The sequence below is a fragment of the Gemmatimonadaceae bacterium genome (genome assembly GCA_035606695.1).
Classification (GTDB): Bacteria; Gemmatimonadota; Gemmatimonadetes; order Gemmatimonadales; family Gemmatimonadaceae; genus JAQBQB01.
Map to the genome: position 1 here is coordinate 39,253 of DATNEW010000035.1, position 23,590 is coordinate 62,842.

At 64.7% G+C, this 23,590-nt stretch carries 23 protein-coding genes and 1 tRNA gene; 16 read left to right on the forward strand and 8 right to left on the reverse strand.

Annotation, left to right across the window (positions count from 1 at the left end; all coding sequences use genetic code 11):
- Positions 1 to 31 precede the first annotated feature (31 nt).
- The 10 genes from VN706_19080 to VN706_19125 all read left to right on the forward strand — a co-directional run bounded on the left by VN706_19080 (position 32) and on the right by VN706_19125 (position 8,896).
- Positions 32 to 1,648 carry a hypothetical protein gene (locus VN706_19080; protein ID HXT17749.1) on the forward strand — a complete coding sequence of 539 codons (1,617 nt, stop codon included), beginning with the start codon at positions 32 to 34 and terminating at the stop codon, positions 1,646 to 1,648.
- 294 nt (positions 1,649 to 1,942) lie between these two features.
- Positions 1,943 to 3,286, forward strand: a complete 1,344-nt coding sequence (locus VN706_19085; protein HXT17750.1) for a DUF512 domain-containing protein — start codon at positions 1,943 to 1,945, stop codon at positions 3,284 to 3,286.
- Positions 3,283 to 4,596 carry a ribosome biogenesis GTPase Der gene (der, locus tag VN706_19090; protein HXT17751.1) on the forward strand — a complete coding sequence of 438 codons (1,314 nt, stop codon included), beginning with the start codon at positions 3,283 to 3,285 and terminating at the stop codon, positions 4,594 to 4,596. The genes VN706_19085 and der overlap by 4 nt, the downstream gene beginning before the upstream one ends.
- A complete protein-coding gene (plsY, locus tag VN706_19095) occupies positions 4,593 to 5,300 on the forward strand; it encodes a glycerol-3-phosphate 1-O-acyltransferase PlsY (protein HXT17752.1) in 708 nt (235 codons plus the stop codon). The genes der and plsY overlap by 4 nt, the downstream gene beginning before the upstream one ends.
- Positions 5,297 to 6,289 carry an NAD(P)H-dependent glycerol-3-phosphate dehydrogenase gene (locus tag VN706_19100; protein ID HXT17753.1) on the forward strand — a complete coding sequence of 331 codons (993 nt, stop codon included), beginning with the start codon at positions 5,297 to 5,299 and terminating at the stop codon, positions 6,287 to 6,289. Before plsY ends, VN706_19100 begins: the two co-directional genes overlap by 4 nt.
- On the forward strand, positions 6,286 to 6,663 hold the full coding sequence (locus VN706_19105; GenBank protein HXT17754.1) for a MerR family transcriptional regulator: 378 nt from the start codon (positions 6,286 to 6,288) through the stop codon (positions 6,661 to 6,663). Before VN706_19100 ends, VN706_19105 begins: the two co-directional genes overlap by 4 nt.
- Positions 6,664 to 7,425 (forward strand): 5'/3'-nucleotidase SurE, encoded by a 762-nt coding sequence (surE, locus tag VN706_19110; protein HXT17755.1) that lies wholly within the window; start codon positions 6,664 to 6,666, stop codon positions 7,423 to 7,425.
- Complete coding sequence (locus VN706_19115; GenBank protein HXT17756.1) at positions 7,410 to 8,075, forward strand: protein-L-isoaspartate(D-aspartate) O-methyltransferase; 666 nt, start codon at positions 7,410 to 7,412, stop codon at positions 8,073 to 8,075. Before surE ends, VN706_19115 begins: the two co-directional genes overlap by 16 nt.
- Positions 8,075 to 8,344 carry an acylphosphatase gene (locus VN706_19120; protein HXT17757.1) on the forward strand — a complete coding sequence of 90 codons (270 nt, stop codon included), beginning with the start codon at positions 8,075 to 8,077 and terminating at the stop codon, positions 8,342 to 8,344. Before VN706_19115 ends, VN706_19120 begins: the two co-directional genes overlap by 1 nt.
- Before the next feature lie 6 nt (positions 8,345 to 8,350).
- Entirely contained in the window at positions 8,351 to 8,896 is a 546-nt protein-coding gene (locus VN706_19125; GenBank protein HXT17758.1) for an adenine phosphoribosyltransferase, read from the forward strand.
- A gap of 51 nt (positions 8,897 to 8,947) precedes the next feature.
- On the opposite strand, the gene VN706_19130 is transcribed toward VN706_19125, so the two are convergent.
- The 5 genes from VN706_19130 to VN706_19150 form a co-directional block, all read right to left on the reverse strand.
- Positions 8,948 to 9,286 (reverse strand): hypothetical protein, encoded by a 339-nt coding sequence (locus tag VN706_19130; GenBank protein HXT17759.1) that lies wholly within the window; start codon positions 9,284 to 9,286, stop codon positions 8,948 to 8,950.
- Between the two features lie 94 nt (positions 9,287 to 9,380).
- On the reverse strand, positions 9,381 to 10,502 hold the full coding sequence (locus VN706_19135) for a hypothetical protein (protein HXT17760.1): 1,122 nt from the start codon (positions 10,500 to 10,502) through the stop codon (positions 9,381 to 9,383).
- Positions 10,496 to 11,662 (reverse strand): hypothetical protein, encoded by a 1,167-nt coding sequence (locus tag VN706_19140; GenBank protein ID HXT17761.1) that lies wholly within the window; start codon positions 11,660 to 11,662, stop codon positions 10,496 to 10,498. Before VN706_19140 ends, VN706_19135 begins: the two co-directional genes overlap by 7 nt.
- Positions 11,663 to 11,781: 119 nt before the next feature.
- Positions 11,782 to 12,579, reverse strand: coding sequence for a LytTR family DNA-binding domain-containing protein (locus VN706_19145; GenBank protein HXT17762.1), 798 nt, complete (start codon positions 12,577 to 12,579; stop codon positions 11,782 to 11,784).
- Positions 12,576 to 13,730: a histidine kinase gene (locus VN706_19150; protein HXT17763.1), complete on the reverse strand. Its 1,155-nt coding sequence runs from the start codon at positions 13,728 to 13,730 to the stop codon at positions 12,576 to 12,578. The genes VN706_19145 and VN706_19150 overlap by 4 nt, the downstream gene beginning before the upstream one ends.
- Positions 13,731 to 13,753: 23 nt before the next feature.
- On the opposite strand from VN706_19150, the gene VN706_19155 reads away from it, so the two are divergent.
- From VN706_19155 to VN706_19180, 6 genes are all read left to right on the forward strand, one after another.
- The gene (locus VN706_19155; GenBank protein HXT17764.1) at positions 13,754 to 15,130 is read left to right on the forward strand and encodes an efflux RND transporter periplasmic adaptor subunit; all 1,377 of its coding nucleotides are present in this window, start codon (positions 13,754 to 13,756) and stop codon (positions 15,128 to 15,130) included.
- A 13-nt stretch (positions 15,131 to 15,143) separates the two neighbouring features.
- Entirely contained in the window at positions 15,144 to 15,947 is an 804-nt protein-coding gene (locus VN706_19160) for an ABC transporter ATP-binding protein (GenBank protein ID HXT17765.1), read from the forward strand.
- On the forward strand, positions 15,944 to 17,161 hold the full coding sequence (locus VN706_19165) for an ABC transporter permease (protein ID HXT17766.1): 1,218 nt from the start codon (positions 15,944 to 15,946) through the stop codon (positions 17,159 to 17,161). Before VN706_19160 ends, VN706_19165 begins: the two co-directional genes overlap by 4 nt.
- A 212-nt stretch (positions 17,162 to 17,373) precedes the next feature.
- The gene (locus VN706_19170) at positions 17,374 to 18,726 is read left to right on the forward strand and encodes a TolC family protein (protein ID HXT17767.1); all 1,353 of its coding nucleotides are present in this window, start codon (positions 17,374 to 17,376) and stop codon (positions 18,724 to 18,726) included.
- Between the two features lie 157 nt (positions 18,727 to 18,883).
- Positions 18,884 to 18,957: transfer RNA gene (locus tag VN706_19175), tRNA-Arg, on the forward strand.
- A gap of 101 nt (positions 18,958 to 19,058) precedes the next feature.
- Positions 19,059 to 19,745 carry a tetratricopeptide repeat protein gene (locus tag VN706_19180; GenBank protein HXT17768.1) on the forward strand — a complete coding sequence of 229 codons (687 nt, stop codon included), beginning with the start codon at positions 19,059 to 19,061 and terminating at the stop codon, positions 19,743 to 19,745.
- A 239-nt stretch (positions 19,746 to 19,984) separates the two neighbouring features.
- On the opposite strand, the gene dapF is transcribed toward VN706_19180, so the two are convergent.
- The 3 genes from dapF to VN706_19195 are packed head-to-tail and all read right to left on the reverse strand — an operon-like array spanning position 19,985 to position 23,555.
- Positions 19,985 to 20,818, reverse strand: a complete 834-nt coding sequence (gene dapF / locus VN706_19185) for a diaminopimelate epimerase (GenBank protein ID HXT17769.1) — start codon at positions 20,816 to 20,818, stop codon at positions 19,985 to 19,987.
- 25 nt (positions 20,819 to 20,843) lie between these two features.
- Complete coding sequence (locus VN706_19190) at positions 20,844 to 21,620, reverse strand: polyprenol monophosphomannose synthase (GenBank protein HXT17770.1); 777 nt, start codon at positions 21,618 to 21,620, stop codon at positions 20,844 to 20,846.
- Positions 21,621 to 23,555 carry an Ig-like domain-containing protein gene (locus VN706_19195; GenBank protein HXT17771.1) on the reverse strand — a complete coding sequence of 645 codons (1,935 nt, stop codon included), beginning with the start codon at positions 23,553 to 23,555 and terminating at the stop codon, positions 21,621 to 21,623.
- Positions 23,556 to 23,590: the final 35 nt, after the last annotated feature.

Below are 23,590 nucleotides of genomic sequence, written 5' to 3' on the forward strand. Positions count from 1 at the left end.
AATTCGAGCAGAGATCCTCAGGAGAGAACCGATGCCCGTATTGGGTAGAACGCTGGCCCCCGCGCTGTTGCTTGCTGGCCTGTCGGCCGCGGCCGGCGCGCAGCAGAAGGCTTGTGAGATCGATGAAAGTGTACCGTCGCAGGTCACGCGGGCCGTCCTCGACATTCAGCTCGCGCAGCAGTCCATGGCGACCAAGCCGGCCGACGCGACGGCCAAGCTTCGCGACGCCGTCAAGGTGATCAACGAAGGCGACCTGACGAAGAACAAGGTCGGCCGTGCCTATGAGCTCGGGCGCACGCTCGTGTTCTTCTCGCAAGTCGATACCACGCTGGCGCGCGGCACGACGCGCGGCGCGCTCGGCTTCGTCGACAATCCGACGGCGCCCTATGACCTCATCACCGGCATCGACTCGGCCTTCTCGATCGTCGAGGCGAGCAATCCGGACTGCGCGACGCAGACGGCGCCGTGGCGCCAGCAGAAATTGTGGGTCGACAACGTGAACGCCGCCGCGAATGCGACGAACGCCGGCAAGTTCGACTCGGCCGCCGTCTTCGCAAAGCGCGCGCTCCAGCTGTCGCACACTTCACCGTACGGCTACGCCGTGCTGGCCGAGGTGGCGAAGTCGAAGAATGATCCGAAAGAGGTGATCAGCGAGTACAAGCAGGCGATCGCCGTCGCGAAGGACACATCGCTCGCGGACAACCGCCGCCAGTGGCTGTACCAGCTCGGTTCCTATGCGGCGGACATGGCGGAGAGCGACGCGGCCAACAAGGCGATGTATCTCCAGGAAGCCAAGTCGGCGCTCGATGCGCTGGCGAAGGATCCGGGGACCAAGTACGCCGACGCGGCGCGCAGCGGTCAGGCGCGCATTGCCATGCTGAGCGGCGACACCCAGTCGATCAAGTCCAGCTACGCCGATCAGCTCGCGAACCCGGGCGCGTTCTCCTACAACTCGCTCATGATGGCGGCGGTGACGGCGGCCAAGGCAAATCAGAATCAGGATGCGCTCAAGCTGTTCGAGGCCGCGCGCGCGGTGAACCCATATCACCGCGACGTGCTGTACAACGTGGCGCGTCTCTATCTGCTCGACAGCGCGTACACGCCGGGGATCAAGGCGGTGCGCGAGCTGATCGCGGTGGATCCGTCGAACCCGGACAACTATCAGCTGATGGCCATCGCGTACGCGAGCCTGCAAAAGGGCTATCAGATGAAGCAGAAGATGTACGATTCGACCGCCAAGGCGCTCGGCAAGCGCGCGAATACGTCGAAGGTCCCGTCGGTCGTGAAGGCCGCGATCGACTCGTCGGCGCGCGTCAACAAGTACATCACGGCGTACGGCGATTCGGCCAAGGTCGCGGTGGATTCGGCGCTCAAGTACAACGAGATGCAGACGAAGCTGCCCGCCCGGGTGAGCTTCAGCGAGTTCACGGCTGGCGACGCGAAAACGACGCTGGGCGGTACGATCCAGAATCAGACCGACGCGGCGAAGTCGTTCACGATGAAGATCGATTTTCTCGACAAGACAGGGAACGTCGTGAACACGCAGACGGTGACCGTCGGACCGATCGAGGCGCACCGGTCGGCGCCGTTCAAGACCGAGGGTGTCGGGGCGGGAATCGTGGCGTTCCGGTACGCGCCGCTGAGCTGAAACGCGAAGCGCGTTGCTCGGTTGTCATCCCGAGCGAGCGTCGGCGAGACGAGGGACCCCCATCCCGGCGGAGGAGATCTCCGTGGTGAAGGGGGTCCCTCGACTCGCTTCGCTCGCTCGGGATGACTGTTTTCGCTCGACGTTCCAACGCTTGGCTCCGCACAAAGCGACGTCATCCAAGTCTCGCAGTTTTCTTGATTTCCGCCCTTTGATCTCCTACATTGCATGAGCTTTGGTCCAGACTTCCGGGGGGAGATCGATCGCCTGATCTTCCCCTATTGCAATGGTGGGTGAATGGTTCGCGTAAAGGGCGTTCAGAACGACAGCATCGCGGAAGAGTTGGGGATCGCGCCCGGGACCGAAATCCTGTCGGTCAACGGCCGTGAGATCGCCGACTTCCTCGACTGGGAGTTTCTGACGGCCGACGACGAGCTCGTCATCGAGGCCAGGCAGCCGGACGGCGAAGCGATCGTCTACGAGATCGAGCGGCCGGAAGGCGAAACACTGGGCGTCGAGCTCGAGCCGCCCACCGTGCGCCGCTGCGCCAACCGCTGCGAGTTCTGCTTCATCGAAGGGCTGCCCAAAGGCCTTCGCAAGCCGCTCTACGTACGCGACGACGACTACCGCTTGTCGTTCGCCTACGGCAACTTCGCGACGCTCTCGAACGTGAAGGAGCGCGACATCGCGCGTATTCTCGAGTATCGTCTGTCGCCGCTCTATATCTCGGTGCACGCGACGCCATGGGAAGCACGCAAGGTGCTGCTCAACAACCCGCGCGTGCCGAACATCGTTGAGCAGCTCACGCGGCTCGCCGAGGGCGGTATCCAGTTCCACGGGCAGATGGTCGTGGTGCCCGGCTTGAACGACGGCGACGTGTTGGAGCAGTCGCTCGCGGACCTGTATTCGTTCGGCGATGCGTGTCTTTCCGTCGCCATCGTGCCGGTCGGCCTCACGCAGTTCTCGCATCTCTACACCGGCAAGTCGATGGACCGCGATACGTCGGAGACCCTCCTCCGCGTCGTGGATCGCTGGCAGGCGCGCGCGCGCGATGAACGGGGCGACGCCTGGGTCTATGGTTCGGACGAGCTGTATCTCCTGGCCGAGCGCCCGCTGCCCGACGCGGAGTTCTACGGCGAATTTCCGCAGATCGAGAACGGCGTCGGCGCGGTCGCCGCGCTGCGCATGCGAGTCGACGAAGGCCTGTCGTCGCTCCCGCGGCTCGACGGCAAACGCATTGGCGTCGTGACCGGTGCGTCGATGCGCCCGCTGATGCCCGAGCTGCTCGAGAAGCTTGCGCGCACGACGGGCGCGCGCTTCGAGCTCATCTCGGTCGACAACTCGCTGTTCGGGCCGACGACGACCACGGCGGGGCTGCTCGTCGGCGCCGACATTCGTCGCGCGCTCGCCGATCGTCACGATCTCGACATGGCGCTCATCCCGGCGGAGTGCATCAACGACTACGGCGTGTTTCTCGACGACGAGCCGTTCATCGCGCTGCGCGAGCTGATGAGCATGCCCGTCTATCCGTCGTACGACTTCATCGACGTCTTATCGTTCGAGGAGTCTATCTCTCTCGGCGGAATTCCGAGCGAAGGTGCGAAGCGCCGCAACGAGGAACAACCGGGAGAAGCCGCGTGAGCAGCTTGCCCGTCGTTGCGCTCATCGGCCGTCCCAACGTCGGCAAGTCGGCGCTCTTCAACCGCATCGTCGGCGACGACAGCGCGATCGTCTCCGAGGAAGCCGGCACGACGCGCGACCGCCATTTCTCGCAGACGGACTGGAACGGGCGCGCGTACTGGCTCGTCGACACCGGTGGTGTGGCGGATGATCCGCACACGCCGATGGACGTCGAGATTCGCCGCCAGGTGGACGAAGCGATCGGCGAAGCCGACTTGATGCTGTTCGTCGTCGATGCGCGCGTCGGCCTTCATCCCAGCGATGCGCACGTCGCCGAGTTGCTGCGCAACTCGGGCAAGCCGTGGATTCTCGTCGCGAACAAGGTCGACGATCCGCGCGACGCCGACTACTACGAGTTCTACTCGCTCGGGGTCGCCGAAGTGTTTCCAGTATCCGCGATCAACGGCAAGGGCTCGGGCGATCTGCTCGACGAGCTGGTGAAGCGGTTGCCCGAAGGCGCACCCGAGCAGGAAGATGCGCTGCGCGTCGCGGTGATCGGCAAGCCGAACGTCGGCAAGTCGTCGTTCGTGAACCGGCTGCTCGGCGAGAACCGACTCGTCGTGTCGGAAATCGCGGGGACGACGCGCGATTCGATCGACACGCCGATGCGGTATCACGGTCGGCTGTTCGTGTTCGTCGATACGGCGGGTTTGCGCCGGCAGAGCAAGATCGACGACGGGATCGAGTTCTATTCGTCGCTGCGCACGCGCCGCGCGATCGAGCGCGCCGACATCTGCATCCTCATGGTCGACGCGACGGAAGGCGAGATCCAGAATCAGGATCTCAAGATCGCGGCGCTCGCGTGGGAAGCAGGCCGCGCGTTGATCATGGTCGTCAACAAATGGGATCTCGCCGAGAAAGATGACAAGGCCACGGCGAAGTACCAGAAAGAGGCGGGCGAAAAGGCACCGTTCCTCAGGTTCGTTCCGTTTCTGTTCACGTCGGCGGTTACCGGGCAACGCGTCAATCGCGTGCTCGAGGTGATCCTCGAGGTGGAAGCCGAACGGGCCAAGCGCATCTCCACGTCCGAGGTGAACGAGAAGCTCCAGGAGCTGCTCGCGCGCCGTCAGCCGCCGCAAGCCGCCGGGCGCGAGATCAAGTTGAATTACGCCACGCAGGTCGAGACGGATCCGCCGACGATCGCCGTGTTCGGCAACGCTCCCGATCTCGTCGAGGAGCATTACGTGCGCTATCTGCACAACGGCTTCCGCTCCTTCTGGCACTTCACCGGCAATCCGTTGCGCATCGTGCTGCGCCGAAAGGCCGGATGATTCCACTCTACGTCGTCGCGATCGTCGCCTCGTACTTGCTGGGGTCGATCCCGGCGGCGTACATCGCGGGTGCGGCGAACGGCGTCGACCTGCGGAAACATGGCTCCGGCAACCTCGGCGCCACGAACGTCATTCGCGTCCTCGGCAGCAAGATCGGGCTCGCGGTCTTCGCGTTCGACATGGCGAAGGGTGCGGCGCCGGTGTTGTTCTTCCCGCGCTGGTTGTCGCCGAGCGAGGTGCCGTTCCAGAACGAAACGATCTTCGCGATCATCTGCGGCGTCGCGGCGATCATCGGTCACGTGCGGCCGATCTATTTGAAATTTGGAAAGGGCGGTAAGGGGGTCGCGACGGCTGCCGGCGTGTTCCTCGCGCTCGCGCCGATCCAAACGCTGTTGACGCTGATCATTTTTGCCGTGGTGCTGCTGTCCAGCGGATTCGTCTCGCTCGGCTCACTTACCAGCGCCGCGATGCTCCCGATTCTGCTCGGGCTCACCGTCGGTGTGCGCTCACCGCTGTTCGCGATCAGCGTTGCCGTGGCGGCGTTCGTGTTCTGGACGCATCGTGCGAACATCGTACGGTTGCGGAATGGGGACGAGCATCGTTTCGGCAAGAAGGGGGTTCCGTCGAAGCGCCCCGCGGCCACGCTCGCCATCAGCCTTGTGATCGTCCTCGCGATCGTCATCGCGGCGAGGTTCAGTCGGTGAAATGCGCCGTCATCGGCGCCGGGGCGTGGGGAACGGCGCTCGCGGATCTGCTCGCGAGCAACGGCCATGACACCATGATCTGGGCATACGAGCCGGACGTGGCGGAGACGATCGACAAGTGTCACGAGAATCGTTTCCTGAGGGGAGCGAGACTCGCGACGACGCTGCGTGCGTCGACCGATCAGCACGAAGTGCTTCGCGATGCCGCAGTCGTGATTTACGCCGCGCCGTCGCCGCATCTGCGACGCATCGCGAACGCCGGGGCGTCGGCGGTGCGATCCGATGCCGTGCTCGCCGTCGCGACGAAGGGGATCGAGCGCGGCAGTCTCGCGCTCATGACGTCGGTGATCGAGTCTGAGATCGCCGGGCGCGCTGTCGTCGCCGTGTCGGGCCCGAGTTTCGCGGCGGAGGTCGTGGAGCGTCAACCGACGGCTGTCGTTGCGGCGTCGACTCGCGAGGATGCCGCGCTGACCGTTCAAGGCGCGTTGAGCAGCGCGTCGTTCCGCGTTTACACGAACGACGACGTCACCGGCGTCGAATTGGGCGGCGCGTTGAAGAACGTCATGGCGGTCGCGACGGGCATCGTCGAAGGCGTGGGGCTCGGCTTCAATTCGCGCGCGGCGCTGATCACGCGCGGCCTGCACGAGATGACGCGTCTTGGTGTCGCGCTCGGCGCGCGGGCCTCGACGTTCGCCGGGCTCGCTGGCGTTGGCGATCTCGTGCTCACGTGCACGGGCGCGCTGAGCCGCAATCGGGCGATTGGCGTCGCGATCGGGAAGGGCGCCACGCTCGACGAGGCGCTCGCCGGCAAGGAGACGGTGGCCGAGGGCGTGTTCACGACGAGCAGTGCGCTCGAGCTGGCCCGGAAGCATGACGTAGATATGCCCATCGTCGAGATGGCGCATCGCATTCTCTTCGACGGCTATTCCGCGCGCGACGCCGTCCCCGAGTTGATGGCGCGCGAACTTCGCTCGGAGCAAGACCTGTGAGTCCCACGCCTTCGTCGTCCGACCCGATTCAGGAATTCTTCTCGATCGGGGAAGTGTGCGAGCTGACGGGCCTCAAGCCGCACGTCCTGCGCTACTGGGAGAGTCAGTTTCGCTTCCTGAGCCCCGCGAAGAATCGTTCCGGCAATCGCGTCTATCAGCGGCGCGAAGTCGAGCTCATCATGCTCGTGAAGCACCTGTTGTACGACGAGAAGTACACGATCGAAGGCGCGCGGCAGAAAGTGGATGAGCATCGCAAGGGCGGCGACCTGAAAGCCGTCGCGCGCGGCGCGCTCACGGTGCAGGCATTGGAATCGCTGGAGAACGATCTGCGGGATCTCGTCGCGTCGCTCGGATCGAATACTCTTGCCGACTAAATGCGCCTTCTGATCACGAACGACGACGGCATTCTGGCGCACGGCATCGAATGCCTGTGCGCCGCGGCGGCGCCGCTCGGCGAAGTCACGGTGGTCGCGCCCGATCGCGAGCAGAGCGCCACCAGCCATTCGCTGACGCTGCATCATCCATTGCGCCCGGTTCGTCGTGGTGATCGAAAATGGCAGGTGGACGGCACGCCCACGGATTGCGTGATGCTCGCGATCGAAGCGCTGATGCCCGAGCGGCCGGACTTCGTGCTCAGTGGCATCAATCACGGCCAGAACATGGGCGAGGACGTGCTGTATTCAGGCACCGTCGCGGCCGCGATGGAGGGACTGGCGCTCGGCGTTCCGTCGATCGCCGTATCGTTCGCCGGTGGCGACTTGAGAACGGACGTGAGCCGGCTCAAGGAACAGGTGAAGGTCCTCACACCGCTTCTCGCGCATCTGACGTCGCTTCCGAACTTCCCGTCGGAAACGCTGTTCAACGTGAATCTTCCGCCCGTTCCCGCCGGCGCCGTGAAAGGGGTACGTCTGACGCGCCTGGGCCGGCGTGTGTACTCTGAGTCCGTGGCTCCGATGAAGGACCCGTGGGGACGACAGATCTATTGGATCGGCGGCGGCGAGATCACCTGGACGGGCGAGTCCGATTCGGATTTCCGCGCCATCGAGGAAGGCTATATCTCGGTCACGCCGTTGCATCTCGACCTGACGCACTTCGACGTGCTCAAAGGAGCGGAGCGGTGGTGGCGCGACTTGTAGACAACGAATTCCGCGGGGCGCGCCAGCGCTTGGTCGAGACGCTGCAATCCAAGGGGATTCGCGATCTCGCCGTGTTGCGCGCCATCGAGATGACGCCGCGCCATGCATTCGTGCCGACCGGGCTCAAGCATCGCGCGTACGAGGATGCGCCGCTGCCGATCGGCAATGGCCAAACGATCTCGCAGCCGTGGGTGCATGCGCGCTATCTCGAGTTGCTCAAGCTCACGGGCAAGGAGCGCGTCCTCGAGATCGGGACCGGCTCGGGCTACCAGACCGTGCTGCTCGCGCACCTCGCCTCGCAGGTCTTTTCGATCGAACGCATTCCCGCGTTGCTGCAGCAAGCGCGCGAGAACATTCAGCGTGCGGGTGTAAGCAACGTGTCGCTGCTGTTGGGCGACGGCACGATTGGATGGCGCGAGTATGGCCCGTACGACGCGATTCTCGTCGGCGCCGGCGCGCCGTCGATCCCACAACCGTTGCTCGATCAACTCGCGGAAGGCGGCCGGCTGCTCATTCCCATCGGCGATCGCGACGAACAGAAGCTCGTCGTGGCCGATCGCAAGGACGGCCAGATCGAGCTGCACGACGTGGCGCCCGTGCGCTTCGTTCCGCTCGTCGGCCATCACGGCTGGGACAAGCCCGCCGGCTGATGCGATTGCACGTCGTCGTGCGCGGCCGCGTGCAGGGCGTTGGATTTCGCTGGTTCGTGCGCGAGCAGGCGCGGTCGCTGGGGCTCGCGGGGTGGGTGACGAACCGCTCCGACGGCGCGGTCGAGGCCGAGGCGGACGGCAGTGAAGCCGCGTTGTCAGAGTTTCATCAAGCGCTCGCCCAGGGCCCACGGAACGCGCGCGTCGACGAAATTGAAGCGCTCGCACCGACGGCTCGGCAGCTCGGTAATTCCTTCACGATCGAGAGGTAAGCGCGCATGCCCGCGGCGATTGTCACCGGTGACCTGCAAGAACGCGTGAAGCGTTTGATTCGCGACATTCCCGATTATCCCAAGCCGGGAATCGTCTTCAAGGACATCACGCCGCTGCTCGCGTCGCCGGCGGATTTCATCGCGTCGACCGACGCCATGGCCCAGCCATTCGCCGGCGCCGGCGTCACCCACGTGGTCGCGATCGAGAGTCGCGGATTCATACTCGGCGCACCTGTCGCGCAGCGACTTGGCGCGGGATTCATTCCCGTGCGCAAGCCCGGCAAGCTGCCGCACACGACGCGGCGGGAGGAGTACCAGTTGGAGTACGGCACCGACGCGCTCGAGATTCACGCCGACGCGTGCGCGCGCGACTCGCGGGTGCTTGTCGTCGATGACGTGCTCGCGACGGGCGGCACGGCCTCCGCCACAAAACGGCTCGTCGAATCGCTCGGCGCGTCGGTGATCGGATTCTCGTTCTTGATGGCGCTCAGGTTCCTGCCCGGCCTCGAGCGGCTCGAGGGAACGCGGGCCGCGCGCTTGATCGAGTACTGATGCCTGGCTCGATACGGTCCACTTTGTCTGCACCGTATCGAGCCGAGGCGATCACACGATGATGTTGCAGTTCGCGTCGAGTCCCTTCGGCGCCAGCGCGCGCGCGGCCGCGTTGACGGGGAAGTAGCCGCAGCCAAACAGCTGTGAGCACCCGCGGCTGAATTGCGCGCCGTGCGCCAACGTCACCAACGGCTGGCCGCAGTTTGCCGCGCCTCCTCCGCCGCCGCCTCCACCACCGCCATTGCCTCCCGGGCCGGCCCCAGGGTTCTTCCCGAACGACGCGCTGGCAATCACCGGACCGCTCGGCGCCGTCGGACCTGCGTCACTACAAGCCACACCAAACAACGCCACTGCTCCGACTCCAATCGCATACCTGATCGGACTACGCATGACGAACCTCGTGCAAGGATGGGTGGTGACTGCTCGTAGGTGATGCGACACGAACCCCTCGACGACTCACGAAGTTCACGACGTGCCCCGCATCTCACGGGAGCTTCTGCGACGCGACAATCCCTAGCGCGACCGCCTCGACGCTGCGTGCTTTGTCGCGCATCGACGTCATCCATCCAAGCACGTCGGCGCTGACGATCACGCGATGCGCTTTCGCATTCGGCCCGCGCGCGTCGACAAGCGTGATCGCTCCCGGCGGCGTGTGCAGCACGACACCGTAGCGCACAGGTCCCTGGTCCGCGTACGCGATCACGCCGCCAAGCCCGAAGCTCTGTATCGACGTCGCGGTATAGCGATGAAACACGAAACCGTATACCTCGACAAGTGTGATCGAACGAAACGAGCCGCTCGAATCACGCACGGGCATGATGCCGGCACTTGGATGCATGAAAATCGTTTGCGCCGTGGGCGGCCCGAGGCGTTGCAGCTTCTCGCCGCAACGACCGGACGCCATCGTTGTTGGCGAAACGATCCATCCGGCGAATCCAAGACGGCACGACGCGCCGAGCCGCTCCCACAACGTCATCGAGTAGCCGCGCTGCACGAACAAATCCCAGCGATGCAGCGCAGTCGCGAAATCCGCGGCCGATGCGCTGAGGAGCGGCGCGGTGACGAAGTCGAGCAACATCCACGCGCTCATCGACGACGCGCACAGCGCGATCGCCGGCATCGGCGCCGCGGGATCGAAGGTCAAGCGCGTCCGAGCAGCGCCCTGCAACACGAACAGCACTTCATTCGGATTCAACGTCGTGATCGGGCGCAAATCGCCGAAATAGGAAACGCGGCTGGTGTCCCGAACCGCGAGCGCCTGGATCAGCACCGTGCGCAACGCGGCCATTCGTGCATGGAGATTTGCGGTGTCCGCCGCATAGCGTCCGCCGCCATCGCCCGACAGGAGCAGCAGCGCGCGCGAACGCGCGTCGAGTGAATCGAACGCGGCCAACGCACCATCCTTCGCGATGATGGCGGTGTAGTCCGCGAGCGACGATCGCCACGTCACACGTTGCAGCGCGTCGACGACGCTCTGCGGTGCGCCGGAGGGGGCGACGGGGCTGCCGCTCGTGCACTGACGGACGAGCTGTGCTCGGACAGGCGGCGTGAACAGTCCGAACGCGATCATGCCCGCGATGGCGTGGAGCGACCGGAGCTTCAGCATCGTCCTGTCGCGCGGGCGACGATCTGCAGCGCATCGAGCAGACGTCCGATCCATTTGGAGTCGACGGCATTCGCGAGCGCCGTCGACGACTGCCCACCGACGAACGCTTTGACCTCGGCGCCGAGCTTGTCGTACGCCGCCGGATCATTCGTGCACCGAAGCGCGGGCAGGGAATCCCAAACCGCCGGCCAATTGAATTTCGTTTTCTCGGCGTCGGTGAACGCCTCCCCGCGAATGAACGTCGCCAATGGCAGCGCGACTTCCGGCGCCATGAGATAATTCGCGAAGCCGTGAACATCCGAGATCGCGGGACTGAACGACTTTGGCGCCGCGATGCCCTTGGTCTGCACGAGGGAATACATGCCGTTCGAGATCGCGTCTTTCCACTGCGCCGACGCGACGCTGGTCTTCGACGGATCGAACGCCCGGCCGAAGAGCAGCCACGGAATTGGATCGAACTCCTGTCGCGCGTTGTACATGTAGCCCGACACAAGCGAACCGTTCATGCCGGGAATGAGCGGCACGTCGTACACCTGCGGCAGCTCGAGCACGAACGGCGCGACGTTGGCCAGCGTGAACCACGCATCGAATCCGCCGCGCTGAATCCAGCCGCTTTGATCGTCGAGATAGCGAAGCGCCCACGTCGTTGCCGCCGTGCCGAGCGAGTGCGAGACGAGAATGTGTCGCACGGGAGCGCCGCCGGCGATCTTTCGCGCCGCCTGGTCCGCACCCGTGATCGCCGCGAGAATCTTCGTGGTGACCCAGTTTCGCGTCTGCGCGGTATCGATCCACCACATCAGGACGTCGAGGCAGTTCGCCCACAGGAAATCGACCGATGCGAGGCGCGTGATGTCCGCGTCGGCCATGACGCTGCCGGCGAGTTTCTTCGTCAGCGCGGCGCGATCGGCACTCGACGCGCGAAACTCGTCGAACACCTGGTAGTAGGAGATCGGAATGAGCCACGTCGAGTCCGGCGATTGCGCCGCTGCCGGCGGCTTCGTCGGATCGTTCACGACGACCGGCGGCGTGAGCTGAAACGTGTTGGCGATCCACTGCATGGCGGCCAGCGGCCCCGCGGACCACGCCGGCTGCGTGGGATTCGGTTGGCCGCTGGCCGTTCCGCACCCGATTCCGTGGACGAGATATACGAGAGTTGGCATTCAAGGAACGGAACGAGGGGCTATCGACAGACGAGGAGGGCGCGGAAGTGTGCTGCGCTCCGACGGCATGTGCAAGTCCCGCGTCGATTCATCAAGAATCGCCCGCCATAATCAGATGATCACACTGCGCCGAGCCACCGCTCCACATCTTCGCGGCGCGAGCGCGCGACCCGAAGCCGCGTTCCGTCCTTGAGCTGCACCTCATAATCGCCGCCGGCGGCCTTGAGCAGTGTGGCGACGCGGTCGCGCTGCACGATCGCCGACCGATGAATGCGCATGAAGTGCGCAGGATCGAGACGATCCTCGAGCGACTGCATCGACTCCCGAATGAGATGGCGGCGATTTCCGGCGACGAGCTCCGCGTACGCCCCACTCGCCGCGACATAGTCGATCTCGACGACCGGCACGAACGTCACCTTTCCGCGCGACTCGACGGCGATGCGATCGGCAAACGGGGACGGCGTCGTGTGACTGTCCGGCGCGAGCGACTGCCCCGGCTGCAGCACCGCCATCAGCCGTTCGTGCAAGCGCTGCGTCTCTTCGAGACTCACCAGCCGACGCGCGCGCGCGAAGGCCTGCTCGAAGCGCTCATCATCGAACGGCTTCACGAGATAATCGAGGGCGGCGAGGTTGAACGCCTGCAACGCGTGCTGATCGTACGCGGTGACGAAGATCGTCGCCGGCATCGCGTCCACGCCGATCGTGCGCACGACGTCCAGACCGGTCATGCCCGGCATTTGCACGTCCAGGAAAACGAGGTGCGGATGCAGCCGTCGAATCGCTTCGACCGCTTCGGAGCCAGTCGCCGCCTCACCGACGACTTCAACGCCGTCTTCGTGCGACAAGAGATCGAGAATGCGGCGCCGGCCCAGCGGTTCGTCGTCCACGACCAACACGCGAATTTGCGCCCCGCTCATGGCGCACTCGCGACGTGGAAGGGCAGGGTGACCTCGGCAATCGCGCCGCCTTCTTTCGCCGGTTGCAACGAAAATCGTTGCCGCGCGCCGTAAAGTTGCTCGAGCCGGGCTACGGTATTGCGCAGGCCAACGCCTCCGTCGCGCGTCGCGCCCGCAGGCCCCGGCCCATTGTCGCGGACCGTCAGCACGACATCGTCGCCACGTCGCTCCGCGCGCACCGCAATGCGTCCGGTGCCGTCCACTTGCGCGACGCCATGCTGGATGGCGTTCTCGACGAGCGGCTGCAAAATGAGATTGGGCACCAGCGTGGCTCTCACTTCGTTCGGCGCATCGATCGTGACGTCCAGCCGATCGGCGAACCGAATGCGCATGATGTCGAGGTATCGCTCGAGCAGATCGAGCTCGCGGGCGAGCGGAATCTCCTGATCCGTCGATGCGTCGAGCGTATGACGCAGCAGCTCGCTCAACCGAGCGATCATGCGCCGCACGCCACGCGGGTCGTGCTCGACGAGACTCGAGATGGCGTTGAGTGTATTGAAAAGAAAATGTGGATTGAGCTGTGCACGCAGCGCCGACAACTGGCTCTCCGCCAATCGCGCGTGCAGCTGCGCCGTCTCGGCCTGCAATCGTCGCGTCTCGGCGAGCCGCGTCTGCGACTGCAGGAAGTAGTTCCGGGCGAATGCGGCGCCGAGCACAGCGCAATACACGATGAGGTCGCCGACGAATTCCCCGCGGAAGATGACGGCGTACCAGCTGAACCGCCCGCCTGGTCCAACGGCGACGCCCGGCGGCCGCGGCAATAAGCGACCTCGAGCGATGAACAGTAACAGGCTGACGGCCACAGCCACGGCGAGTCCGAGCAGGATCAACAGCACGCCGCGTAGCGGGCGCGGCATCTGGCTCACACTCATCCGATTGACGAGCCCGACCAGCGGAAACGTCACCGCGGCCCACACCGAGTACTCGATGAACGCCAGCGAGATCAGTGCGGCGCTGATGTCCGGACGCAGTTCCGGTATGCGCGGATCGAGCAGCCGGCCCGTCGCCGTGAGTGCGGCGAGGAACGCCCAAAACAACACAATCCCGAGAATCTCACCCGGCCTCAGCCGGAAGATTCCACGGCTCAGCTGCTCGTCGCGCTGTTCAAGCATTTCGTGACACGGAAGTGCCGTTGGTGACAAAGCATGGAGCAACGCTCCTCGGCCGGCGTCTCACATACGACAACACGGACAACGACGAGGCCCACATGAACAAGATCAAGTTTACAGCCGCAACCGTAGCCGTCGCGATGCTCGGTGGAACTGCCTGGTTCTACAGTCGCGCTGAAGGCAAAACGCCCGCGGCGTATCGTACCGCCCCCATCACGCGTGCCACGCTCAAGTCAACCGTGTCCGCGACGGGTACCCTGAACGCGGTACAGACGGTTCACGTCGGTACGCAGGTATCGGGGCAGGTGTCCCAGGTATACGTCGACTTCAATGACAAGGTAAAGAAGGGCCAGCTTCTCGCGCGCATCGATCCGACGCTGCAGCAGCAGGCCGTGCAGGACGCGCAGGCGCAGCTCGAGAAGGCGCAGGCGCAGCTGACGCAGGCGCAGGACGACTTTACGCGCGAGAAGCAGCTCTTCGACGCGAAGGTGATCACCGCGCAGGAGTTCAGCACCACGCAGTCGACGTTTTCGGTGCAGCAGGCGGCGGTCAAGTCGGCGCAGATCGCGCTGGATCGCGCGAAACAGAATCTGTCGTACACGGACATCTATGCTCCGATCGACGGCGTCATCGTCGAGCGCGACGTGGACGTTGGCCAGACGGTGGCCGCGAGTCTCTCGGCGCCGCAGCTCTTTCTGATCGCCAACGACCTGTCCGAGATGCAGATCCTCGCGTCGGTCGACGAAAGCGACATCGGCCAGATCAAGGAAGGTCAAGCGGTGAGCTTCACGGTGCAGTCATATCCGAATCAGCAATTTCAGGGAACGGTCAAGCAGGTGCGTTTGCAGTCGACCACGACCGACAACGTGGTGAATTACACCGCGGTCATCAGCGTCGCGAACACGACCGGCAAGCTGTTGCCCGGCATGACTGCGACCGTGCAGTTCGTGACGGGGACGGCCGACAGCGTCCTCACTGTTCCGAGCGCGGCACTGCGCGTGAAGGCGACGCCGGAGATGCTCGCGCAGTCCGGCACGGCTTCCGATTCGACGGCGACCAAGCCCGACTCGGCGCAGCGTGCGCAGTGGCAGCAGCGTGCGAAGCAGAATGGGGGCGCGCGTCCATCGGGTGCGGGTGGTGGTGCCGCGAGAACCGGTACGCGTCCCACCGCGGCGACCATCTGGACGGTCGATGCACAAGGCGCGGCGCATCCGGTTCGGGTTCGCGTCGGAATGACGGACGGTGTGCGGACGCAGGTCACGGGCAAGAGTCTCGCCGAAGGCGAGCAGGTGATTACGGCCATCGGCGAAGCGGGGACGACGACCGCGCCGGCGGCGCCAGCAGCGACGAGCAATCCGTTCCAGCCGAGCCGCCCTTCGATGGGTGGCGGACGCCGGGGCTAAGGAGATGACGATCATGACGAACGACAAGGGCAACGCACCAGTCATTCACATCTCGGGCGTGAAGAAGATCTACACCATGGGCGCGAACAAAGTGTTCGCGCTCCGCGGAGTCGATCTCACCGTGGAGCGGGGCGAGATGGTCGCGATCATGGGCACCTCGGGCTCGGGCAAGTCGACGCTCATGAACATCCTCGGCTGTCTCGACCTGCCGACCGAAGGCAGCTACGCGCTCGACGGCACGCAGGTGGAGGGGTTGAGCAAGAACGCGCTCGCCGACCTTCGCAATCAGAAGCTCGGCTTCGTGTTTCAGGGTTTCAATCTGCTGTCGCGCACGACGGCGCTCGAGAACGTCGAGCTGCCGTTGCTCTACGACCGCAGCGGACGGAAGCTGGACACCAAGCAACTCGCTGCCGATTCGCTGCGCCGGGTGGGGCTCGGCGAACGGCTGGATCACCAGCCGAGCGAGCTGTCGGGCGGCCAGCAGCAGCGCGTGGCGATTGCCCGGGCGCTCGTCACGCGTCCGACGCTGCTCCTGGCGGACGAGCCGACGGGCAACCTCGACAGCCGCATGACCGTCGAAGTGATGGCGCTGTTTCAAGAGTTGAATGAGCAGGGTATTACAATCGTTCTCGTGACGCACGAGCCCGACGTGGCGGCGTATGCCAAACGGATCGTGGAAGTGCGCGACGGGCGAATCATTCGCGATCACGCGGTGGCCAACCGCCGGCGCGCGGCCGACGATCTCGCGGCGCTCGACGCCGCGCCGCTCGGCGACCAAGTCACCGGCCTGGCCGCCGGTCTCGAGGAGGCAGCATGAAACAGGGAACATTGTTGCGCGTCGCGTCCGCCAGCATCCTCAAGAACAAGATGCGGACGCTCCTCACGATGCTCGGCATCGTGATCGGCGTCGGCGCGGTGATCGTGATGGTCGCGATCGGCAACGGCGCGCAGGAACAGATCAAGTCGCAGATCGGCGGGCTCGGAACGAACCTGATCATCGTGATGCCTGGCTCCGGCACGCCGGGCGGCGTGAACCAGGGCGCCGGCTCATTCAACAAGCTCACCGTGGACGACGCGGTGAAGATCAAGCAGAACGCGACGCTCGTGTCGGGTGTGTCGCCGGTCGTGTCGACGAAGGCGCAGGCGATCGCCGGCGGTACGAACTGGCGCACGTCGATCAACGGCGTGTCGACCGACTATACCGCAATTCGCAGCTGGAATGTGTCGGCCGGCGACTTCTTCACCGACGCCGACGTGCAGTCCTCGCGCAAAGTCGCGGTGCTCGGCGCCACGGTGGTGAAGAATCTGTTCGGCGACGGCGCCGATCCGGTGGGCGCGCAGATTCGGATTGGCCAAGTGCCGTTCACGGTGGTGGGCGTGATGGAAGCGAAAGGACAGAACGCGGTGGGGCAGGACCAGGACGACGTGATTCTCATGCCGTACACGACGGCCCAGACGCGGTTGAGCGGCAACGTGCGCATTGGCCAGATCCTCGCCTCGAGCGTGACCGCCGACCAGATGAGCGCCGCCCAGGATGAGATCGCGGGCATCATGCGGGATGCGCATCATCTGAATGGTGCGGACGACGACTTCACCGTGCGCAATCAGACCGAGATCGCGAACGCGATGAGCGGCACGACGCGCGTGATGTCGGCGCTGCTCGCGGCGATCGCATCGATCTCGCTGCTCGTGGGCGGGATCGGCATCATGAACATCATGCTCGTGTCGGTGACGGAGCGGACGCGGGAGATCGGCATTCGCATGGCGATCGGCGCGCGCGGCTCGGACGTGCTGACGCAGTTCCTGGTGGAAAGCATCGTGATGAGCGTGTTGGGCGGCGTGATTGGATTGGCGACGGGTTTCGCCGGTGCGGCGCTCCTGGCGCACTTCACGGGTTGGGCGACGTCCACGCCGCTCTCGGCAGTGGCGGTCGCGGTTGGGTTCTCGGGGGCGGTGGGGGTGTTCTTCGGCTACTACCCGGCGCGAAAGGCGGCCGGTCTCAATCCAATACAGGCGTTGCGCTACGAGTAGAAACGCGGAATTCCACGCATGCATAAGCGCAGAATTCCGAGCGGAGGAGCGGAGCGCCGCAGTAACTATCTCGGCGGAATTCCGAGCGGAGGTGCGAAGCGCCGCAGTAACTATCTCGGCGGAATTCCGAGCGGAGGTGCGAAGCGCCGAAGCGAGGAACAATCTCCGGCACAACAGCACAACGCCTTGCATTCATAAATGAGGACAGTGACATGTCACTATTTCGTAATATCAGTCTGCTGACGCTCGCCGCGGGGTTGGCCGCCCCGCTGGCGGCGCAGCACGCGCCATCCGGGAAATCCATCACGCTCGACGACGCCATGGCGATCGCGCTCAAGCAGAACGTCGCCGTGCAGCAGGCCGAGAATACCGTGGAGCTGAACGACGCGACGGTGCGGCAGCAGAAGATGCAATTGCTGCCCAACCTGAGCCTCAACGTCAGCGGCGCCAACAATCTCGGCCACACGTTCGATCAAGCGACGGGTGACTTGAGCACCCAGACGACGCAGTCGATGAACACCGGCCTCTCGAGCAGCGTCACGCTGTTCGACGGCGGAAAGACGCAGGCGTCGATTCGCGCCGCGCAAGCGAATCAGCAGGCGAGCGCGAGCGACCTCGCGCGCTCGAAGCAGACGGCGGTGTTCACGGTCGCGACGGATTTCGTCGCGCTGGCGAACCAGCAGCAGCAGCTCGCCGTGCAGGATCAGAATCTGACCACGCAGCAGGCGCAGCAGGATCTCATTCAGAAATTCGTGGACGCCGGTTCGCGTCCGCTGTCCGATTTGTATCAACAGCAGGCGGCGGTCGCGAGCGCGAAGCTCGCCGTGGCGCAGGCGCGTCGCGCGGTGGAGTTGGCGAAGATCGACCTCATTCAGGCGCTGCAGCTCGATCCCGCGGGAGCCTACGACTTTGTCGCGCCAAAACTCGGCGCCGTTGATACGACGAAGACGTTCAATCTCGACAGCCTGGTGGCGCGCGCCTACGCGCATCGTTCCGATCTCAAAGCGAATGCGTCGCGCGTCGACGCGGCGGCTCAGGACGCGAAGGCCGCGAAGGCGGGACACTTGCCGACCATCTCGGTGACGGGCGGCTACAACAGCGCGTACAGCAGCGCCGCGGATCTGTCGCTGGCGAGTCAGTTGAACCAGCGGAGCGGCGGCTCGATCGGCGTCGGCATCTCCGTGCCGCTCTTCGATCGAGGCGCGACCGCGATCGCCGAGCAGAAGGCGCAGATCGCCGCGGAAAATGCGAAGTTGTCGCTGGACAGCGAACGCCAGGCGGTGGCGCTCGACGTCAGGAAGGCGTACCTCGATCTGACGTCCGCGCGCGAGCAGCTTGCGGCGGCGCAGGCGCAGGAGACGGCAGCGAGCCAGGCCGCGGACATGACGGAGAAGCGGTACGAGGCCGGCGCGGCAACGCTGGTCGAAGTGACGCAGGCGCGCACCTCGGAAGTGCAGGCGGCGACGGCGGTGACCAATGCGCGGAACAACCTGATCCTGCAGCAGACCGTGTTGTCGTACTACACGGGGGAAATGGATCCGGCGCACGTGACACTGGGTCAGTGAACGGACCAGCGGCCGGTGGTGAGCGGCTGCGAACGGCAGCGATCGTGCAAGCTCAATGGCGTAAGCCGTGGCCAACTCGCATCTTGGCCGCGGCTTCGCTATTTTAACAGGCTGCGAATGGATCGTACTACCGGGGACCAATTCGGCAGTCGTTGTCGCCCCTGTAGCTCAGATGGATAGAGCAGCGGTTTCCTAAACCGTTGGTCGCGTGTTCGACTCACGCCAGGGGCATTCCAGAGCATTCCAGAGCATTCCAGAGCATTGCAGAGCATTGCAGGGGCACATTCAGCGGCAGGCCTTTCAACCGAACCACCATTCTCGTAGCTAGCCACATGACCAGCGTACGCACCGAACCGAACCGGACCGATACCGAACGCGCAACAGCGGCCGACCATGCCCAGACGTTCCTGGACTGGACGCGGATCAACTCGAAGTACCTGACGGCGGGCGCGGTCGTGGTCGTCATCGCGGCGGCCGGTTTCTGGTTCTACCAGCGCCAGGCACAGGTCACCGCCGCCAACGCGGCCAGAGCCCTCATGAACGCCAAGCAGTCGTTGAGCGCGGGGAATCCCCAACTGGCGCAGAGCGACCTGCAAACGGTCTACACGCGCTATGGCTCGACGTCCTCGGGCGTCGAGGCGGCGATGCTGCTGGCCCAGCTGAATTTCGACGGGGGCAAGCCTCAGGACGGCATCTCGACGCTCCAGAAGGTCGAGGGCTCGCGGGCGGCATCGGCGATGGCTGCGACGATCCTGAGCCTCGAGGGCGACGGGTATGCGCAGGAAGGCAAGCTGGCGGATGCGGCCAAGCACTACGAGTCCGCGGCAGATGCGACCGGGTTCGAGACCGAGAAAGCGTTCTACAAGGCCAAGGCGGCGCGGACCTATCAGTCGGCCGGCGACACGACGAAGGCACGCCAGATCTGGTCGGCGCTGGCCGATGATCCGAAGGCGCAGTCGATGTCTGCCGAGGCGCGGGTGCGGCTGGGAGAGCTGACGGTGTCGACGGCGAAGAAGTAGTTCGGGGGTGGTCGGCGGAGCTCGTTGTCGAGTGGTCGGTCGACAAGCGCAGTAGCGAACCATCAAGGCGCCAGCATCAGTTGGCGCCTTTCTGTCGCCAATTGAGATTAGTTCGTATAAGATGTATTATGTAAACTACAACCGGGGAAAGAATGTGGAGAACTCAGTTCTCCACAGCCCCACCAGCCCCACCAAATCAGTCCAGCTCATCGTAAACCACGACGCTACCACGATTTGACCTACACCTCCGCAAGCATTCCCTCAAACACCACACGCCCCTCGCCCGCCAAACTCGGCACCCAACCGCCAAGAGATTCCGTCAACGTCACCCGCAACAGCTTTCCGGATCGTGTCTCGATCTCCACGGGGCGATCCCGGACAGCCTCGCCCCAAACCGTCAACAGAATCGCCGTCGCCACCGCTCCGCTTCCACACGCCAACGTCTCGGCCTCGACCCCGCGCTCGTATGTCCGGTACCGCCAGCGACCGTCTGATTCATGGGATACGAAGTTGACGTTCGCGCCGTGATCCTTCATCGCCGGATGCGACCGCAACGGCCTGCCCCGGCCAACCACGTCCACGGTCGACACGTCGTTGCAGCGAATGACCAGATGCGGAACACCCACCATCGCATACCCGAGCCGGCGCTCGCCGGCCTCCGGTGGGATCTCGCCCGACAGATCCGCCTCGACGTCAGCCACCTTCGGCAAATCAATTTCAGGGAGGCCGTCGTGGATCCGCGCCGCCACCACGCCTGAGTCGGTCTCGATCGACAGTGCCGCCGGGTCGGCCATCCCCAACTCGGTCGCCAACCGCGTCGTACAGAGCGTGGCGTTGCCGCAGAAGTCGGCCGGTGAACCATCGGCATTGAGATACGTGAGCCGGACATCGGCGACCGACGATGGTTCGAGAAAGACGATGCCGTCGGCGCCCACACCCGTGCCGCGGGCACACACGCGCTGAATCACCGACGGCTCCGCGAGCGACCCCCGCGACTCGGCGCGCGCGTCGATCATCACGAAGTCGTTCCCCGAGCCGCTCATCTTGTAGAACGGCCGGCCGGACGGGATCATGCTTTCCCCTCAGTAGTTGAGGTGATCAGAGCTGCTTGGTGATCGCCCACCATCTCAAGCGCCAGACCATGCCGATCGCCTCGTACACGATCGACTTGGACATCTTGCTCTGACCCTCGGTCCGATCCACGAAGACGATCGGAATCTCCACGATCTTGAAGCCTTTCTTCCACGCCCGAAAGCTCATCTCGATCTGGAATGCGTAGCCGTTCGAGACAACCTTATTCAAATCAATCGCTTCCAGCACGGAACGGCGAAAGCACTTGAAGCCGCCGGTGCCGTCCCAGATAGGCAAGCCGGTCACACCGCGCGCATACACGTTCGCGAAGTAACTGAGCAGCAAACGGCTGATCGGCCAGTTCACGATCGTGACCTTGCCCTCCCGGTAGCGCGAGCCGAGCACCAGATCCGCCCCCTCGATGGCCCGCAGAAAACCTGGCAAATGCGCGGGGTCGTGGGAGAAATCGGCGTCCATCTCGAACACGAAGTCGTACCCGTGCGCCAGGGCCCAGCGAAACCCCGCGATATACGCGGTCCCCAGGCCCATCTTCCGCGGCCGCTCGAGAATGTGAACGCGGTCATTCCCCGCCATGATCGCCTCGACGATCCCCGCGGTGCCGTCGGGCGAACCGTCGTCCACCACCAGCAACTCGAGCCGAGTGTCCTGGGAGAGCACCGTCTCGATGAGGCGCGCGATGTTTTCGCGTTCGTTGTACGTCGGAACTATGACGAGGGCGCGCTCCGGAACGAGCGCGCCCTCGCCTGCATGTTCATTTCGTCCGTCGATGGCGGACTCGGACATTTACTTCGAGATCACCAATTGGTTGAGGGCCGCATCGACGATGACCGCCGTAGTGCCGAGCCGCGTGAAGAGGAGCCGCACCGGTTGCTGGGCGCCGAACGCGGTGTTCGGCGGCGGAACCGTCGGCAGCGTGTTGCTCGAGATATCGAGAATGTAAGTGCCCTGCGTCGTCGCGCCGATCGGCTGGTTCTGCGCGACCCAAAGCTGCTTGCCGTCCGGCGTTACCGCGAGCGCGTTGATCGGACCGGAGCTGAAGCCGGTGATCGTCCCGTTCGGCATTCCGCCCGGCGCGAGTTGGAAGACGGTCACCGTGTTCGAGCCGTCGGCGATGAACATCGTCTTCCCGTCTGGTGTCACGGCGAAGTCCACAATACCCGTCGGCGCGCCGCTGTTCGTGAGATTACGCTTGATGGCGTTGGTCTGCGTGGAGATCTCGAACAGGCTGAATCGCGTCGCGATGTACAGCAGCGAGTCGCCCGGTGCCACCTTCATGATCGTGGCGGTACCGCCCACCGGCACCTCGGCGGTCACGGTATGCGTTGACGGATCGACGACCTCGAGCTGGAAGCTGTTCAGATCGACGAACAGCTTCGATCCGGTCGAGGTGATGGCCATCTTCACCGGCGTGGCCGAGAAGAAGACCGTATCGCCGGTCGGCGTGTTCGTCGCCCCGTTGACGAACAGGAGATCGTTCTGGCCGGCGACCGCGATGCCGATGACGTTCCCGGTTGCACTCGCGGCGACGTCCACCGCGCTGCCATTCGATCCCGCGGTGACGTCGATGTTCGAATCGAGCGTCGCCGTCGTGAGATTGACGATGCCTACCTTGCCCACCGACGATCGCGCGACGTAGGCGGTGTTATTGGCGATCGCGACGCCGCCGATGGAGCTCGACATGCTGACGGCGGTTTCTCCGGTCGGACTCGACGGGCCGCCGATCACCGTCACCGTCTGCTGCGCGCTCACGCCGTTCGACGTCACGGTGATGACCGCGGTCCCGCCGCTCACGCCCGTGACGACTCCGGTCGAGCTGACCGTGGCCACCGCGGTGTTGGACGACGTCCACGTGAACGTCGGGTTCGTGATGGCGTTGTTGTTCGCGTCGGCAGCGGTCGCGGTGAGGGTGAACGTCTGGCCGATGGTGAGCGACGGCGCCGTATTCGTGATCTTCACCGACGCGACCGCGCCAAGTGTGCCCGTCGCGGTGAACGTCACGGGCGTCGTGATGCCGGTGACCGTCGCGGTCACCGTGTTCGTTCCGGGCGTCGGTCCCAGCTTCCAGCTGCCCGCGGTCGCGACGCCGTTCGCGTCAGTCGTGGGCGAACCGCCGCTGACGCTGCCGCCACCGGTCGCGACCGCGAACGTGACGGTCACACTGGCCACGGGGTTGCCGTTCTGATCCGTGACCTTCACCGACGGTGGAACGGCGACGTTCGCGCCGGCCACAGCGGTCTGTGGATCGGTCGAGTTCTTCGTGATGTTCTTCGCCGCGCCGGCCGACGCGGTGGCCGTGAATGTGACCGGCGAGAGCGTGCCCGCGGTGGCCGTAACCGTTTGCGTTCCCGTCTTGGGACCCAGCGTCCAGACGGTGACGGCCTTGCCGTTGACGTCGGTGCGAACGCTGGTCGAGCTCAAGGTGCCGCCTCCGCTGGCGACCGCAAACGTGACGACGGTCGTGTCGATCGGCAGTCCCGCCTTGTTCAATACCGTTACCTGGAGCGGCGTGTTCAGTTGCGTGCCCGCAACTCCCGTGAGCGGCGTCGTGACGTTCGACGTGATGGACGCGGGCGTGACGTCCGGCGGCGGCGGTGTCGTCGAAGACGACTGCGCCGGCCCGGTAGAGTCACCGCAGGCGGCAAGCGCGGCGAGCGAAATCAGCGCGGCAAGCGTTGCCGCGCTGCGAATTTGACGACGATTGAACGAAACCTGGAACATCAACCACTCTCCTGACCGAATGTGCTGCACGCGAC

Excerpts from the sequence above, each read along its gene's own strand:
- VN706_19080 (HXT17749.1), top strand. The coding sequence starts at position 32 with ATGCCCGTATTGGGTAGAACGCTGGCCCCCGCGCTGTTGCTTGCTGGC.
- VN706_19085 (HXT17750.1), top strand. The coding sequence starts at position 1,943 with ATGGTTCGCGTAAAGGGCGTTCAGAACGACAGCATCGCGGAAGAGTTG.
- plsY (HXT17752.1), top strand. The coding sequence starts at position 4,593 with ATGATTCCACTCTACGTCGTCGCGATCGTCGCCTCGTACTTGCTGGGG.
- surE (HXT17755.1), top strand. The coding sequence starts at position 6,664 with ATGCGCCTTCTGATCACGAACGACGACGGCATTCTGGCGCACGGCATC.
- VN706_19120 (HXT17757.1), top strand. The coding sequence starts at position 8,075 with ATGCGATTGCACGTCGTCGTGCGCGGCCGCGTGCAGGGCGTTGGATTT.
- VN706_19125 (HXT17758.1), top strand. The coding sequence starts at position 8,351 with ATGCCCGCGGCGATTGTCACCGGTGACCTGCAAGAACGCGTGAAGCGT.
- VN706_19130 (HXT17759.1), bottom strand. The coding sequence starts at position 9,286 with ATGCGTAGTCCGATCAGGTATGCGATTGGAGTCGGAGCAGTGGCGTTG.
- VN706_19135 (HXT17760.1), bottom strand. The coding sequence starts at position 10,502 with ATGCTGAAGCTCCGGTCGCTCCACGCCATCGCGGGCATGATCGCGTTC.
- VN706_19140 (HXT17761.1), bottom strand. The coding sequence starts at position 11,662 with ATGCCAACTCTCGTATATCTCGTCCACGGAATCGGGTGCGGAACGGCC.
- VN706_19145 (HXT17762.1), bottom strand. The coding sequence starts at position 12,579 with ATGAGCGGGGCGCAAATTCGCGTGTTGGTCGTGGACGACGAACCGCTG.
- VN706_19150 (HXT17763.1), bottom strand. The coding sequence starts at position 13,730 with ATGCTTGAACAGCGCGACGAGCAGCTGAGCCGTGGAATCTTCCGGCTG.
- VN706_19160 (HXT17765.1), top strand. The coding sequence starts at position 15,144 with ATGACGAACGACAAGGGCAACGCACCAGTCATTCACATCTCGGGCGTG.
- VN706_19165 (HXT17766.1), top strand. The coding sequence starts at position 15,944 with ATGAAACAGGGAACATTGTTGCGCGTCGCGTCCGCCAGCATCCTCAAG.
- VN706_19170 (HXT17767.1), top strand. The coding sequence starts at position 17,374 with ATGTCACTATTTCGTAATATCAGTCTGCTGACGCTCGCCGCGGGGTTG.
- VN706_19180 (HXT17768.1), top strand. The coding sequence starts at position 19,059 with ATGACCAGCGTACGCACCGAACCGAACCGGACCGATACCGAACGCGCA.
- dapF (HXT17769.1), bottom strand. The coding sequence starts at position 20,818 with ATGATCCCGTCCGGCCGGCCGTTCTACAAGATGAGCGGCTCGGGGAAC.
- VN706_19190 (HXT17770.1), bottom strand. The coding sequence starts at position 21,620 with ATGTCCGAGTCCGCCATCGACGGACGAAATGAACATGCAGGCGAGGGC.
- VN706_19195 (HXT17771.1), bottom strand. The coding sequence starts at position 23,555 with ATGTTCCAGGTTTCGTTCAATCGTCGTCAAATTCGCAGCGCGGCAACG.